This is a genomic window from Pedobacter caeni (assembly GCF_900129215.1).
Classification (GTDB): domain Bacteria; phylum Bacteroidota; class Bacteroidia; order Sphingobacteriales; family Sphingobacteriaceae; genus Pedobacter; species Pedobacter caeni.
Genome location: NZ_FQUQ01000003.1, coordinates 12,949 through 28,480 on the forward strand (window position 1 = coordinate 12,949; position 15,532 = coordinate 28,480).

At 40.1% G+C, this 15,532-nt stretch carries 13 protein-coding genes; 4 read left to right on the top strand and 9 right to left on the bottom strand.

Annotation, left to right across the window (positions count from 1 at the left end; all coding sequences use genetic code 11):
• Positions 1 to 149: 149 nt before the first annotated feature.
• Positions 150 to 2,966: a carbamoyl-phosphate synthase large subunit gene (gene carB / locus BUC20_RS14660; RefSeq protein WP_073231867.1), complete on the top strand. Its 2,817-nt coding sequence runs from the start codon at positions 150 to 152 to the stop codon at positions 2,964 to 2,966.
• An 84-nt stretch (positions 2,967 to 3,050) separates the two neighbouring features.
• On the opposite strand, the gene BUC20_RS14665 is transcribed toward carB, so the two are convergent.
• The 7 genes from BUC20_RS14665 to BUC20_RS14695 all read right to left on the bottom strand — a co-directional run bounded on the left by BUC20_RS14665 (position 3,051) and on the right by BUC20_RS14695 (position 9,914).
• Entirely contained in the window at positions 3,051 to 4,007 is a 957-nt protein-coding gene (locus BUC20_RS14665; RefSeq protein WP_073231868.1) for a DUF3137 domain-containing protein, read from the bottom strand.
• Positions 4,007 to 4,564 carry a LemA family protein gene (locus BUC20_RS14670; protein WP_073231869.1) on the bottom strand — a complete coding sequence of 186 codons (558 nt, stop codon included), beginning with the start codon at positions 4,562 to 4,564 and terminating at the stop codon, positions 4,007 to 4,009. Before BUC20_RS14670 ends, BUC20_RS14665 begins: the two co-directional genes overlap by 1 nt.
• 55 nt (positions 4,565 to 4,619) lie before the next feature.
• Entirely contained in the window at positions 4,620 to 5,090 is a 471-nt protein-coding gene (locus BUC20_RS14675; protein WP_084528924.1) for a DUF4920 domain-containing protein, read from the bottom strand.
• A 333-nt stretch (positions 5,091 to 5,423) separates the two neighbouring features.
• Entirely contained in the window at positions 5,424 to 6,800 is a 1,377-nt protein-coding gene (gene radA / locus BUC20_RS14680; RefSeq protein ID WP_073231870.1) for a DNA repair protein RadA, read from the bottom strand.
• 131 nt (positions 6,801 to 6,931) lie between these two features.
• Positions 6,932 to 8,482: an Rne/Rng family ribonuclease gene (locus BUC20_RS14685; RefSeq protein WP_073231871.1), complete on the bottom strand. Its 1,551-nt coding sequence runs from the start codon at positions 8,480 to 8,482 to the stop codon at positions 6,932 to 6,934.
• A 248-nt stretch (positions 8,483 to 8,730) separates the two neighbouring features.
• A complete protein-coding gene (locus BUC20_RS14690) occupies positions 8,731 to 9,603 on the bottom strand; it encodes a tetratricopeptide repeat protein (protein WP_073231872.1) in 873 nt (290 codons plus the stop codon).
• Between the two features lie 8 nt (positions 9,604 to 9,611).
• A complete protein-coding gene (locus BUC20_RS14695) occupies positions 9,612 to 9,914 on the bottom strand; it encodes an HU family DNA-binding protein (RefSeq protein WP_008240139.1) in 303 nt (100 codons plus the stop codon).
• A 172-nt stretch (positions 9,915 to 10,086) separates the two neighbouring features.
• Between BUC20_RS14695 and mutY the strand changes: the two genes are divergently transcribed.
• From mutY to BUC20_RS14710, 3 genes are read left to right on the top strand one after another with little or no spacing between them, the layout of a single operon-like run.
• Complete coding sequence (gene mutY / locus BUC20_RS14700) at positions 10,087 to 11,139, top strand: A/G-specific adenine glycosylase (RefSeq protein ID WP_073231873.1); 1,053 nt, start codon at positions 10,087 to 10,089, stop codon at positions 11,137 to 11,139.
• Between the two features lie 11 nt (positions 11,140 to 11,150).
• Positions 11,151 to 11,579: a single-stranded DNA-binding protein gene (locus BUC20_RS14705; RefSeq protein ID WP_069379262.1), complete on the top strand. Its 429-nt coding sequence runs from the start codon at positions 11,151 to 11,153 to the stop codon at positions 11,577 to 11,579.
• Positions 11,580 to 12,068 carry a DinB family protein gene (locus BUC20_RS14710; RefSeq protein WP_073231874.1) on the top strand — a complete coding sequence of 163 codons (489 nt, stop codon included), beginning with the start codon at positions 11,580 to 11,582 and terminating at the stop codon, positions 12,066 to 12,068.
• A gap of 77 nt (positions 12,069 to 12,145) precedes the next feature.
• Here the strand turns inward: BUC20_RS14710 and glmS are convergent, their stop codons facing one another.
• Together glmS and BUC20_RS14720 are read right to left on the bottom strand one after the other, a co-directional pair.
• Positions 12,146 to 13,984 (bottom strand): glutamine--fructose-6-phosphate transaminase (isomerizing), encoded by a 1,839-nt coding sequence (gene glmS, locus BUC20_RS14715; protein ID WP_073231875.1) that lies wholly within the window; start codon positions 13,982 to 13,984, stop codon positions 12,146 to 12,148.
• A gap of 74 nt (positions 13,985 to 14,058) precedes the next feature.
• Positions 14,059 to 15,531 carry a DUF4270 domain-containing protein gene (locus BUC20_RS14720; protein WP_073231876.1) on the bottom strand — a complete coding sequence of 491 codons (1,473 nt, stop codon included), beginning with the start codon at positions 15,529 to 15,531 and terminating at the stop codon, positions 14,059 to 14,061.
• Position 15,532: the final 1 nt, after the last annotated feature.

Sequence of the window (15,532 nt, forward strand, 5' to 3'; positions counted from 1 at the left end):
TTAATGTTCAAAAACGTAACTTTGCATCCCGACAGAAGAGTCGGGAATTTCCATACTTACCAGCACAGAAAATCTCAAGACTATTCTGGTCTTTTAGAACGCGTTTATTACCAATTTCACTTATATAACTTTAGACTTTTTAAAGCCTTATGCCTAAAGACACCTCCATACGCTCAGTATTAATTATCGGATCGGGACCTATTATCATTGGTCAAGCCTGTGAATTTGATTATTCAGGATCTCAAGCTGCCCTATCCTTAAAGGAAGAGGGGATTGAAGTTTCGATCATCAACTCTAATCCTGCAACCATCATGACCGACAAGGTGATTGGGGACCATGTTTACCTGTGGCCTTTAACGGTAGACTCCATTGAGCAGATTTTAATAGAACGTAAAATCGATGCAGTTCTGCCTACTATGGGCGGACAGACCGCTTTGAACCTTTGTAAAGAGGCAGAAGAACGTGGTGTCTGGGAAAAATACGGAGTCAGAGTAATCGGGGTAGATGTTGCCGCGATTGAGAAAACCGAAAACAGGGAAGCCTTCCGTCAGTTAATGATTGATATAGGAGTAGGTGTAGCCCCTTCCAGAATTGCAAACTCTTTCTTAGAAGGTAAAGAAGCAGCTCAGGAAATAGGTTATCCGTTAGTAATCCGTCCTTCTTATACCTTAGGAGGTTCAGGCGGAGGCTTTGTGCATAAAAAAGAAGAATTTGACCACGCTTTACAACGCGGGCTTGAAGCTTCTCCAACGCATGAGGTATTGGTAGAAAAAGCAGTATTGGGATGGAAAGAATACGAATTGGAATTGTTGAGAGACAGCAATGACAACGTGATCATCATCTGCTCAATTGAAAACTTTGATCCAATGGGAATCCATACCGGAGACTCGATCACAGTAGCTCCGGCAATGACTTTATCAGACCGCTGCTACCAGGATATGCGTAATCAGGCGATTAAAATGATGCGTGCTATTGGTAACTTCGCAGGAGGCTGTAACGTTCAGTTCTCTGTAAATCCTGATAATGATGACATCATCGCGATTGAGATCAATCCGAGGGTATCCCGCTCTTCAGCGTTAGCAAGTAAGGCAACAGGATATCCTATCGCTAAAATTGCTTCTAAGCTAGCCATCGGTTATAACTTAGATGAAATTGAAAATCAAATTACAAAAACAACTTCAGCTTACTTCGAGCCTACTTTAGATTATGTGATCGTAAAGGTGCCACGCTGGAACTTTGATAAATTCAAGGGTGCCAATATGGAACTGGGATTGCAGATGAAATCTGTAGGAGAGGTAATGTCCATCGGTCGCAGTTTCATCGAAGCCTTGCAAAAAGCTTGTCAGAGTTTAGAAATTGGCAGAGCAGGATTGGGTGCTGATGGTAAACATAACAGAAGCATCGAAGAAATCATGCACGGATTAGAGCACCCAAGCTGGAACCGTCTGTTTTTAATCAAAGATGCCATGAGTATGGGTGTTCCTTTAGAATCTATCCGCAAAGTAACCAGAATTGATAAATGGTTCCTTGCACAGATTCAGGAGCTTGTACATCTGGAAACAGAATTAAAAAGATACTCTCTGACTAACATCCCTAAAGATTTCTTCTTCACGTTGAAACAAAAAGGATTTTCGGATATCCAGATTGCCTACCTGTTGGGTAATGTAACGGAAGATGAAGTTTACGAGCGCAGAAAATCTTTAGGCATCAAACGTGTGTACAAAATGGTGGATACGTGTGCTGCTGAATTTGCTGCACAAACTCCATATTACTACTCAACATTTGAGGAAGAGAACGAATCCACTCCATCTGATAAGAAAAAGGTGATTGTATTGGGTTCAGGCCCTAACCGTATCGGACAGGGGATTGAGTTTGATTACTCTTGTGTTCATGGTTTACTGGCTGCAAAAGAAAGTGGTTATGAGGCGATCATGATCAACTGTAACCCTGAGACGGTCTCTACAGATTTCAATATGGCTGATAAGTTATACTTTGAGCCGGTATTCTGGGAACATGTTCGTGAGATCATCGAATTAGAAAAACCAGAAGGTGTAATCGTTCAGTTAGGTGGACAGACTGCTTTGAAAATGGCAGAGAAACTTCATGAAAATGGCATTAAGATCATCGGTACTTCTTACAACGATATGGATGTTGCCGAAGACAGGGGGCGTTTCTCCGATCTTCTTAAAGAATTAGAGATCCCATATCCAAAATATGGTGTTGCAGAAAATGCAGAAGAGGCGATCGTTGTTGCTCATGAAGTTGGGTACCCGGTATTGGTAAGACCAAGTTATGTATTGGGTGGACAGGGAATGAGCATTGTGATCAATGATGAAGACCTGGAGAAGGCTGTAGTTAAGCTATTGGGTGATCTTCCGGGAAATCGTGTGCTGATCGATCATTTCTTAGACAGGGCAGAAGAAACGGAATCTGATTCTATCTGTGATGGTGAAGATGTACATATCATCGGATTAATGGAGCACATTGAGCCTGCAGGTATCCACTCTGGAGATTCTAGTGCCGTATTACCTCCATTCAGCTTATCTGAAAAGGTAATGAACGACATGGAAGCCTACTCTAGGAAAATCGCAAAAGCATTAAATGTAATTGGATTACTGAATATACAATTTGCTGTAAAAGACGAGAAGGTGTATGTAATCGAAGCGAATCCAAGAGCTTCCAGGACCGTTCCTTTCATTGCTAAGGCTTATGATGTCCCTTACATTAATATTGCTGCTAAAGTAATGCTGGGTGTAAATAAACTGAAAGACTTCAGCATCGTAAGAAAGCTGGAAGGCTATGCAATCAAAGAACCTGTATTCTCTTTTGATAAATTCCCTGAAGTAGCAAAGGAATTAGGTCCGGAGATGAAGTCTACAGGTGAGGCCATCAGATTTATTAAAAATCTGGAAGATCCTTACTTCAGAAAATTATACAAAGACAAATCGATGTACTTATCGAAGTAAAATATAGAAGTAAAATAAAAAGGTCCCTTTTCGGGACCTTTTTATTTTAGAACAATTTGAAAGTTTATTCGAGACCTGTATTCTTTAATTTTTGCCCCAGATTCTGGTATTTAAATCAAGTTCTTTAATGATGTCATACATAAACTGGACAAGTTCAATGTCTTTCTGAAGTAAAGTGTCGTTGAGCAGAGTCCTGGAAAAGGGCGGTTCAAAGTAGTTTCCGCTAAGTGGAAAAGCAATGTAAACAAGGCTGCCTGTAAATGACAGGCTAATGGTTTCGCTGGAACGTTCGTTAAGTTCACAAATACGTTCCATCATGGCAGGTGTTAAGATATAGCGTGCCTCGACCTGATCGTTGGAATAAGTAACGAAATTCTGATCGAAATTTGGATTTTCCAGTTTTACAACCTCTCCCGAACCAAATATAGGAAGGGCCGTTGCGATCCAGGCGCCAAATGCAGTGCCAAAATCTTTAGGCCTGACAATGGTTGTTCCATTAAAATTCTTGTTAAAATCCGCAAAGAAAACCACACCTTTTAGAATATCATACCAGTCTTCGCGCCGACCATTCTTTGTCTGGGTAACCGTTTTATATTCCGCATGTACTTCTGAGAAACTGAATTTTGTTTTTCCGGAGAATCCGGACACCTGATCCTCACTGTGGTATCGGTCGGGTTCTTTGGCAAAGAGTTGGGAAGAGGTAAACTCTTCCTCAGATAAGGCCTGTACATCATCGATCCGAAGACTTTCATCTATGTTCTTTAAGGCGTAAGCCAGCAGAGAATGTTTGTAGGAATATCGGTATTGTGCTTCTTTTGCTCCGGCTTTGCTGATCATGACGATACCATAAATGATTCCTGCAATACCTAAGATGATCACCGGGATCAGTCCTCCCAGCACCATACTAAGGATAAGAATGAGCACACTTAGACCAATGATGGAGTAGTTTTTAATTTTTATGCCATAAATTTCTTTACGCAAAACCTCCATCTCTGTTAAAGTCTGCTGCCTGGTAGCGGCATCATTAATGGGAGGTGCCATTAATTATTGAAGAGCTCTTTGGCGCTGATGTTTTTACGTTCTTCTTCAGTGTTCGCAAGAACAGCGATTTGCTGATAATTTAACATCCCTGCAAAAATGCTTCCTGGAAACATCATTATTGCATTGTTATAGTCCGTAACTGAAGCATTATAGGCCCTTCTGGAAGCTGCAATTTGCTCTTCACTTTCAGTCCAGGTACTTTGAAGGTTTAAAAAATTCTGGTTTGCTTTTAGGTCAGGATAGCTCTCTACATTAACAATTAAGCCTTTGACTGCTGAACTCAGCTGTTTATCAATATCTAATTTTTCTTCATTGCTGATATTTGGCGTAATGGCACGGCTTCTCAGTTCTACGACCTTTGTCAGTACACTCTCCTCGTGCTGCATGTATTGTTTTACTGTTTCAATCAGGTTTGGCAACAGGTCAAATCGTTTTTTTAGCATGACATCTATTGCTGAAAAGGCATTATTGACCTGGTTTTTCTTTGCAATCAAAGAATTGTAATAAGAAATACCCAGTAAAATCAGAACGACTAGTATGATGGCGCCTATAATCATAGTTTTGTGTTTAAGAAAATGATATAATTCCTAGATGTATAAATTTAGGAGATGTTTAGTTTAAAATAACTACGCCTTTGGCTTCAAATGCCAGTTCTTTCTTAGGTTCGGTAATTTTTGCAACTTCTTCTGCGGACTTGTGTGCATCCTCTGCATAATGACGCAGCGTCTCTACTGAGATCGTTTGTTTTTTTGCTAAACCATCAAGTGCTACTTTTTTTCCTACGATATCCATCGGCATAAAAAACGCATAATCTTTAAAGGTGATGCGGATCGATTCTCCGGATGGGGTTTTTAAAGTCATCCAGCAGCCCTTTTTCTTGCAAACGTCGACGACCTCTCCGGTAACTTTCATTTCAGCCACTTTTTTATCACCCATCACAGACTCCATTTTTTCTATAGGAAGTAAATTTCCACCAGTAACACCGGCTCCGAATGATTTTCCATTAATTGCGGGGCTTTCCTGAGCCAGAGCGCAAATTGATAAAGCACAGAATGTAATGCTTAGCAGCGTTTTTTTTATCATGAGATTTTTCTTTTTATGGATTTTGCATTTATAAATATAAAATATTTTCTGCAAAGGAGGGAAGGGGCTGAATAAAAAAAATCCTCGTTATCTAACGATAACGAGGATAATCATCCCTATTGTTTGTTAATTCATAAATGATTAACACCAGGTATATGGCAACTAACAGGCCAAATTTGAAAATCAGCATTCTGTATTTATAACTATCTAATATTCAGGCGTATTTAAGAAAATGTAAATTTTGCATTAAAAAAATATGTGGGGAAAAAAATGCTCAATATGTGGAAACAGATCATTTGTTTCCACATATTGAGCATTTTTGGCACGCTTAAATTATCCAAAAAGCAGGGCAAAAACGTCTTCTATTTTACTGACCGGGCTGAGTTCAATTTTATACCGCTCTGTGATCAGTCCCTTCATATTGTAGTTAGAGATGAAAATTCTTTCGAAGCCCAGTTTTTCTGCTTCGGAGATACGTTGCTCAATTCTGTTCACGGCCCTGATCTCTCCTGAAAGTCCTACTTCTGCAGCAAAACATATTTTGGAAGAGATAAAGATATCTTCATGAGAAGAGATGATGGCCACTAAAATCGCCAGGTCAATAGCTGGATCTTCTACTTTAATGCCGCCTGCAATGTTTAAGAAAACATCCCTGGTACTTAGCCTGAACCCGCATCTTTTTTCGAGCACTGCGAGGAGCATATTCATCCTCTTTGTGTCAAAGCCATTTGCTGATCGCTGAGGGGTTCCGTAGGCGGCTGTGCTAACCAAGGCCTGGGTTTCAATTAACATGGGCCTGGCGCCCTCTAATGTGGCCGATATGGCAATGCCACTAAGTTCTTCGTCACGCTGTGAGAGCAAAATTTCTGAAGGATTGGAAACCTGTCTTAGTCCGCTGCTATGCATGGCATAGATACCAAGTTCAGCAGCTGCTCCAAATCTGTTTTTTATAGAGCGTAGGATCCGGTAAACATGGTGTCTGTCTCCTTCGAACTGTAAAACAGTGTCCACCATATGTTCCAGGATCTTTGGTCCTGCAATGGTTCCGTCTTTGGTGATATGACCAATTAAAAATACTGGCGTGTCTGTTTCTTTTGCAAATCTCAGAAGTTCTGCTGTACATTCCCTTACTTGTGAGACACTTCCCGGAGTGGAATCAATATGAGCAGAGTGAAGGGTTTGTATGGAATCTACAATTAATAAATCAGGCTCCAGTTCTTCTATTTGCTTAAATATATTTTGTGTAGAGGTTTCTGTGAGGATGTAACAATCGGCAGTGGGGGCAGAGGTAATGCGTTCCGCCCTCATTTTGATTTGTTGCTCACTTTCTTCTCCGGAGATGTAGAGAATCTTTTTTCCGGATATATTAAGTGCCAGTTGCAGCATCAATGTAGATTTCCCGATTCCGGGCTCTCCACCGATAAGGATTACGGAGCCGGCAACCAGTCCGCCGCCCAAAACTCTGTCTAATTCCTGATCACCAGTAAGGATTCTTTCCTCGGTAATGGAAGGGATATTATCTACTTTATTGGGCTTGTTTACACGGGTTGTTCCTGTGGAGGTTTTCCAGGCAGGAACCTTTGATCCTGCTTTTTCTATCACCTCTTCTACGAAGGTGTTCCATGAGTTGCATGAAGGACATTTTCCCAGCCATTTCGCTGATTCATATCCGCAACTCTGACAAAAATATGCTGATTTAGTTTTAGCCAATTGACAGAGGTTTTTAATGAGTTACGAATTTAGGCTTAATTCTATAAAAACGGGGATTAAAAAACGGAGGTAAAATAAAACAGGCCTGATCCGAAAGGAGCAGGCCTGTTTAAAGGAAATTTGAACCGTGATTATAATTTTATCTCTTCGTCTTTGGAAGAAATAAAATGGAATTCTGTTAGGTTATACGATGGAACAGCTTTGATTTTGATTCTTTGACCGAATTTAAAGAACCACTTCCATTGTAAAGATATGAACCCTTTTTTGATGTAAGCCTCAATATAAGGGTGTACACAAAGTGTAATATTTTTTTCGTTTTGCTCTTGCAAAATATAGTTCAGATTGTTTTCGATATCATCCATCAAAACAATGCTGGCCTTAATTTCACCCGTACCATCACAGGTTGGGCATTTTTCACTGGTGACGATGTTCATCTCCGGTCTGACACGCTGACGGGTGATCTGAACAAGGCCAAACTTACTTGGAGGAAGAATGGTATGCTTGGCACGGTCCAAGAGCATTAATTCCTTTAGGTAGTCGAATAACATTTTACGGTTAACAGGTTTGTGCATGTCGATAAAATCGATGACTACAATCCCTCCCATATCACGTAGACGCAGTTGTCTTGCAATTTCTTTTGCTGCTTCTTTATTTACCTGAAGCGCATTTTCTTCCTGATTTTCTTTGCTTGCCGTTCTGTTTCCGCTATTTACGTCAACAACATGCAAAGCTTCCGTATGTTCTACGACCAGGTAGGCACCACCGGCCAGGTTTACGGTTTTTCCGAAAGCATTTTTAATTTGCTTTTCAATTCCGAAATGTTCGAAGATAGGCTCTTTATGCTTATAGATCTTAACGATCTTTTCCATCTCCGGAGAGATTTCATGTACATAAGAACGGATGTCCTCGAACAGGTTACTGTCATTCACGTATACATTAGTGAAGTCAGTACTTAAAATATCACGGATCAGCGTAGAGGTGCGGTCCATTTCTCCCCAAACACGCTTGGAAGGCTCTGCATCAGGTAACTTTTTAATAAAGTTTTCCCATTTAGTAACAGAGTCTAACAGGTCTTTTTGAAGTTCGGCTACACCCTTGCCTTCAGAAACCGTTCTAATGATGACCCCAAAGTTTTTAGGCTTAATACTTTCGATAATCTTTTTTAAACGATTACGTTCGGTATTGCTTTTAATCTTTTTGGAAATCGAAATGACATTAGAGAAGGGAACCAGTACAATATAGCGTCCTGCTATAGATAGGTCAGAACTTAAGCGTGGTCCCTTTGTTGAAATTGGTTCTTTGGCGATTTGAACTGGCAGCACAAGATTCTTGCTGACCACTTCGGAGATCTTCCCGGCTTTGTTAATATCTCCTTCTAGCTTGAAATTATCTAATAAAGTTCCGCTAACAGAGCCGTTACGCTTGATTTTAGTAAGCTTTATCAAAGATTGTACTTGTGGACCAAGGTCGAAATAATGCAAAAAAGCATCCTTTTCGTAACCCACATCAACGAACGCAGCATTTAGTCCGGGCATAATTTTCTTTATGCGGCCTAAATAAATATCGCCTACGGCGTAATTGTTATTGATGTGTTCCTTATGAAGTTCTACAAGTTGTTTGTCTTCAACTAAAGCTATGGTTACTCCCGAGGGAGATGAATCTATAATTAGTTCCTTTACCAAAAGCTACAGATTTTAAGGCTTTTAAGCCTTATTAACACATGGACAATAAAAAACGTTGCTACCAACAATTAAGGCTACGATCAAATCCTAGCCTTAGTTGTTGAGCAAAACATGAAGAAAACTATTTTTTCTTATGTCTGTTTTTTCTTAAACGTTTTTTACGTTTGTGGGTAGCCATTTTATGTCTTTTTCTTTTTTTACCGCTTGGCATAATCTTAGGTTTTAAATATTTTTATTAAATCTGTTTATTAATTTTTATTCTTTAACGCAATCACCTTGTCATCAATAAATTTTGATAATGTAGCGTTTGCTGCTAATTTTTTGCTCTTTTCGTAAGCATCGATAGCTTCAGTATTCTTTCCAAGGTTTTCATAGGAAGTTCCCAGATAGAAATAGGCATCCGGAGAAGGCTTCATGGCAATAATGCTTTTGAACCTGATAATTGCTTTGTCAAACTGACCTGACTTCATCGCGAAAGTACCTAAACTCATATTTGCTTTTAAGTTCTTTGGGTCTTTCTTGACAACGTCCATTAACATCGCTATTCCTGACATTGGAGCTCCCATACCGTTTACGATGGTAATTCCTAAGCCTGTTTTAGCGTCATTACTGTTGGAGTCTATTTTCATTGCACTGCTGTAAGCAGCATTCGCTTTTTGCAAAAGTGCAGGTTGCAACAGACTGTCCTGGGTATTGTCAAATGCCTTCATAAATGTTTCTCCGGCAGCTAACCAATTGTTTAACGTTTGCTCTTTGTTGGCTACGATTTCCAGGTAAAGTGCACTGGGAACCGATTGCTCTAAGTCATCCCACTTTTTTGCAAGCAATTTAGCTTCTTTGGCTTTGTTGTCTTCAGAAGCAGACATATATGCAGTTTCAAGTGCAGTGATTTCGGCAGCTAACGGAGCTTTAATCATGTTCTTCGCGGCAGTTGAGACTTCTTTAAGGTTGATCTCAGCTGTTGCCGGAGCCTGTGCAGCCATCTGTCCACCTGCAGGAGTACTGCTGGTTTGTTCTTTTGGCTTTACTAAACCCTTGATATCCCTTGTAAACAAGAACGCAATGAGCAAAACTACTGCTCCTATTAAAATGGCCTGTTTAGATCGGATACTGTTTATCATGATGATAATTAAGCTTCTACGCTAACTTTTTTTGAATTATTCTTTACTTTATCAACAAATACTTTTGCTGGTTTAAAGCTTGGCACAAAGTGCTCCGGGATAATAATTGCAGTGTTTTTAGAAATATTTCTCGCAGTTTTTTGTGCTCTTTTTTTAACAACAAAACTACCAAAACCCCTAACATATACATTTTCGCCGCCAATCATGCTGTTTTTGATGACCTTGAAAAATGCCTCAACGGTTTCTTGTACATCTACCTTTTCAATTCCTGTTTTCGTTGATATTTCTGAAATAATATCTGCCTTAGTCATATTCTCTGTTATTAATTTATAGTGTGTTATATACTTTATAAGTGTTTTGGGGTTGCAAAAGTATTGCTTTTTAATGAGATAGGAAAATAAAAGATGATTTATTTGTCGCCGGTTGTATCACCGAATTGCAAGTTTTAGCAAAAACAAATATTTAGCGCGTATTTTTGTGGCTATGAGTTTTCAGACAGAAATCGTAAAATGGTATTTAATCAATAAAAGAACACTTCCCTGGAGGGATACTACTGATGCTTATGTGATTTGGCTTTCGGAAATCATTTTGCAACAGACCAGGGTGGAACAGGGACTTCCTTATTTTAATAGTTTTTTGCAAAACTATCCGACAGTAGTTGATTTTGCCAATGCAAGCGAAACGCAAATTCTCAAATTGTGGCAGGGATTGGGTTATTATTCTCGTGGACGGAACATGCTGTTCACCGCGAGGCAGGTTATGGACTTACATTCCGGCATTTTTCCTGTTAAATACGAAGAGCTCATTCAGCTGAAAGGAGTTGGCGAATATACTGCTGCAGCAATCTCTTCTTTTTCGGCCAACGAATCCAGGGCTGTTCTGGACGGAAACGTTTTCCGGGTATTGTCCAGATATTTTGGCATAGGAACCGCCATCAATAGTACCGAAGGAAAAAAGCAGTTTAACGAGCTTGCACAAGAGCTGATCGAAGGGCAGGAACCTTCTTTATACAATCAGGCCATCATGGAATTTGGAGCTTTGCAATGCAAACCCAAGTCTCCTGATTGTGGCAGTTGCCCGGTTCAATCCGGATGTTACGCAAAAAACAAAGATCAGGTTGGCCTGTTGCCTCTAAAATTAAAGAAGCTAAAAAAAAGAACGAGGTATTTCAATTATATGGTTTGTTTTGACGGCGATAATTTGTTGGTCAATAAGAGAACTGCCGGGGATGTCTGGCAGGAGCTATATGATTTTCCGTTGATTGAGACAGAAGGACCTTACCTGGAGGACCATGAGCAATTCCTTAAACGACTGAAATACAGCTTTGGAGCTAACTGTGTAATCAGGCCTTTAACCTTGCAAAAACATTTATTGACTCACCAAACTATATATGTTCAATTTTTTGCTTTAGACAATTATATCATTAACTTTAATATGAATGCAGAAATAAAATGGGTTTCTCTGACTGAGTTTGAGGAGTTGCCCCAACCAAAAGTGATTACAAATTTTATGATCTCCAATTCAATTAAACAGTAAAATTATATTTCATGTCAGGTATTAACAAAGTTATTTTAGTAGGACATTTAGGCAAAGATCCTGAAGTCAGACATTTAGAAGGAGGAGTCACTGTAGCTAGTTTTCCATTGGCAACATCAGAGACTTATAACAAAGATGGCAAGCGTATTGAGCAAACGGAATGGCATAATATTGTTTTGTGGAGAGGACTTGCAGAAGTAGCATCCAAGTATTTGCAAAAGGGGAAGCTGGTATACATTGAGGGAAAACTGCGGACGCGCTCTTTTGAAGACCGGGAGAAAGTTAAGAAATATGTAACTGAGGTGGTCGCTGAGAACTTTACTATTCTGGGTAGAAAGAGTGATTTTGAACATACACCAGTGAGTAATGAAAATACCACCCCGAAAAGTGAGACAGAATATCTTGATCCTAATGAGGTTTCAGGAGATCTGCCTTTTTAGATGCCAGGGCTGACAAGGAAAGGGGCGAAAGGAGCATTACTGGATGTCTATGAAGATGCGCTCATCGCATTGCAGGAATGCATCGCAGACTTATCAGACGAGGATCTGGTGGCTGTTTTGTTGCCTGATGATGAGGAATGTAAATCAATTCAAACGATTCTCACACATGTAGTCAGCAGTTCCTACAGTTATGCTGTTTACATCCATGAACTCAAAGGAAATCTATATATCAGGCCGGAAGAACGACTACATACCAGTGCTATGGAATATGTTCGGGACCTTAAGGATGCTTTTGAATTTAACCTGAAAGTTTTCCTGGAAGTGAATAATGAGGAACTGGAGCAATTCGATGCCGGGCGAAAAATGATGACCAGATGGAACCAGCTTTATGATATTGAACAATTAACAGAGCATGCAATTGTACATGTGCTAAGGCATAGACGACAGATAGAAAAATTCAAACTTTTATTAAATAATCCAACAAGATAGTTGTGGAATCATAAAATGGGCCTGGACTTCGAAAAGTGTTTATTTCAAGGTGCAGGCCCATTATTTATTTTTAGTTACTATTCTACGGTAACAGATTTGGCGAGGTTTCTTGGCTGATCTACATTACATCCACGCATTAAGGCGATGTGGTAAGATAGGAGTTGCAATGGTATCGTGGCCAGCAATGGTAAAAATGCCTCACTGGAATCCGGAATTTCTATACAATAATCTGCCATTTTTCTTACCTCGGTGTCACCTTCGGTAACAATTGCAAGTACAATTCCTTTTCTTGCTTTCACTTCCTGAATGTTACTGATTACCTTCTCATAAGAAGAATTTTTAGTCGCAATCACTACAACAGGCATTTCTTCGTCAATTAAGGCGATAGGGCCGTGTTTCATCTCAGCTGCAGGATATCCTTCCGCATGGATGTAAGAGATCTCCTTGAGCTTTAAAGCGCCTTCCAGCGCAACAGGAAAGCCACTACCTCTACCCAGGAACAGGCAGTTTCTGGAATCCTTGAATTTCGCGGCAATTTCTTGGATCATATCATTCGATTCCAGCGCTTTTTGAATCTTGTCAGGAATGCAATCCAATTCGGTAAGTAATTCTACCAGTTTAGAATGACTAACAGTTCCTTTTTGTTGGGCCATATAAAACGCCATTAGCGTAAGTACTGTAACCTGCCCTGTAAAAGCTTTGGTTGATGCGACCCCAATTTCCGGTCCAACGTGTGTATAAACTCCTGCATGGGTCAATCTTGGGATAGAAGAACCCACTACATTACATACTCCGAAGATGGTTGCACCTCTTTCTTTGGCCATTTCAATTGCAGCCATTGTATCTGCCGTCTCGCCCGATTGAGAAATTGCAATTACGACGTCTTTCTCAGTAATTATGGGATTTCTGTATCTGAATTCTGAAGCATATTCTACTTCAACCGGAATCCTTGCGTATTCTTCAATAAGGTATTCTGCAACCAGACCTGCATGCCATGAAGTGCCACAGGCAACGATGATGATCCTGTCTACATTTTTCAGCTTTTCTGCATACTCCTTTATGCCTCCCAGTTGAACGATGCCTTCATTCGGGTAGATTCTTCCACGCATACAATCTCTGATCGATCGTGATTGTTCGAAAATCTCTTTCAGCATGAAGTGCTCATATCCGCCTTTTTCAAGCATTTCCAGCTTTAATTCCAGTGCCTGGATATAAGGGGTTTGAACAACATTATCAAGACGTTTGATCAGTAGCTCATCACGTTTCAGGAAGGCAATTTCATTGTCATTCAGATAAATTACATTTTTTGTGTACTCTACAATTGGAGTCGCATCGGAGGCGATAAAATACTCTCCGGCTCCGACACCGATAACCAAAGGGCTTCCTTTTCTTGCCGCGATCAGTTGATCCGGATGATCTTCGTCCATCAATACAATTGCGTAAGCTCCGGTAACCTCATTTAGCGCAATCCTTACCGCTTCCAGAAGATCAGTATCTTCATTTTTATAGATCTCTTCAATCAGGTGAACAAGAACCTCAGTATCGGTATCACTTTTAAACTCATGCCCCCTGCTGATCAGCTCTTCTTTTAAGGTCGCATAGTTTTCAATAATCCCATTATGAATGATTGTTAGCTTGCCATTGTTGGAGGTATGTGGATGGGAATTTCTGTCGGAAGGAGCTCCGTGAGTAGCCCATCTGGTATGTCCGATACCTATTGTCCCAGACAGGTCTTTACCTTCAGAAAAGTTTTCCAGTTCCAGAACCTTTCCGGCTTTTTTATAAATATTAAGACCCGTATCATTAATCAAGGCAATTCCAGCGCTGTCATAACCACGGTATTCTAATCTTTTTAGTCCTTTAAGGACGATCGGCCAAGCTTCTCTATGGCCAATATAACCAACTATTCCACACATAAAAATTATGTTTTAAAAAATAAATCCCCCGAAATTAATGAATCTCAGGGGATATAAATATGTCTCTTCTGAAATTATTTCAGCTTCGTATAGTAGATGTTTAATTTCATCCTTTTTGTACCTGATGCTGCGTCTTTCTTTGGTCCGACCAGTATTGATCTTTCTGCAGAACTTGCCCAGGGGCTCACAGATGGCTCAGAAACCGGAGTTGGAGCGATGAAAGTTCCATCATCTTTTTTTGTACCGTCAATAAGATCCTGAACATGGCTCGTGACGCTAAAGATATACCTGCCATTTACTGAATCAAAATATCCACCAAATACAAGAGGATTAGCTCTTGGATCTCCATAAGGATTCGTTTGTGACAGAGGGTCATTGTCGGTGATATTTTTACGGGTTCCTGCGGCATCTCTACGATACATCATTAGTCTTGGTGCCGGCTTAAAGTGGGCATCGCGTTCTGGAGTGACGTCGATCACCAGCTCAGCTTTGTTAATGGCAACCTTAGCTGTTCCCAACATTGCTTTAAATGCGTCGAAATTAAAGCTAATTCTATTCCTTAGTCCAGATAGTGCTTGTATGTAGGTTTCATCAAACTGTTTCTCGCTGTTGTCGTCCAGCTGAGTTTTAATGGCTGTATTATCATAGTTATGTTTCACGTAAGCTACTACAGGTGTCGTGCTTTGTTTAATTGGGAAGCTAATGACAGCAGTATCTCTGGTTGCAGGGGATTTTCCATCTCTTTTATAAAAAAGCTGCAACTTTGAAAGCGTATCTGTAAGATTGAAGAAAATCATTCCCCCCTTATTAGTGGCTGATGCGCTCACATACAAGCCATTAAATTTTTCAATAAACAGGTTATTTCTATCATAAGCAAGCGTATCCATATTGATAATCTTGTTTTGAATTAATGCCGTATTTAACCGGATTCTCAGTTGAGGTGGTACGCTTCTTAGCGTGTCTGGCTTGCCTGCAACAATCTCGGTTACTTTAAACGGTGTTAAAGGTTTTATAAAAATAGCACCTTGAGGCCCGGTTGGCTGATTGGTAACCAGTGTTCCAAGAACCTCAGTTATCCCTTCTCCCCAATTTGTTGAACTGAGGAAACTACGTTCGCGGGTTAAATCCTTAGCCATTTGGCCCACCGTGAAAGTATAGGTTTGAGTGGAGTCACCATAAAAAGGAGTGCCTTTTGAGTTATCGGCTTGTGTGATCGCCGAATAAGGCAGTATCAATACTGCGGAGTCCAATACCGCATTTTTACCAAACCTGTATTTTACAGCGGGGATATTAACCGTCATTGCTGTACCAGCTGTTGTGATTCCAAAAATATCGTCCTTTATGGCACCGACAGGGTATCTGGTAAGTGATGATGCAGACTGTGCATCATCCAGCTCTGTTCGGGAAGTGACGATTGTATTGTCGTAAAGCTCTCCGGCAATGGCAGATTCTTCTTGTCCCAAACCTATGGTATTGGCATCTTTACAAGAAGAAAAAAGAAAAAGACCTATCAACATGGTTAATAAGTCTTGTTTTGAAAATTTCATA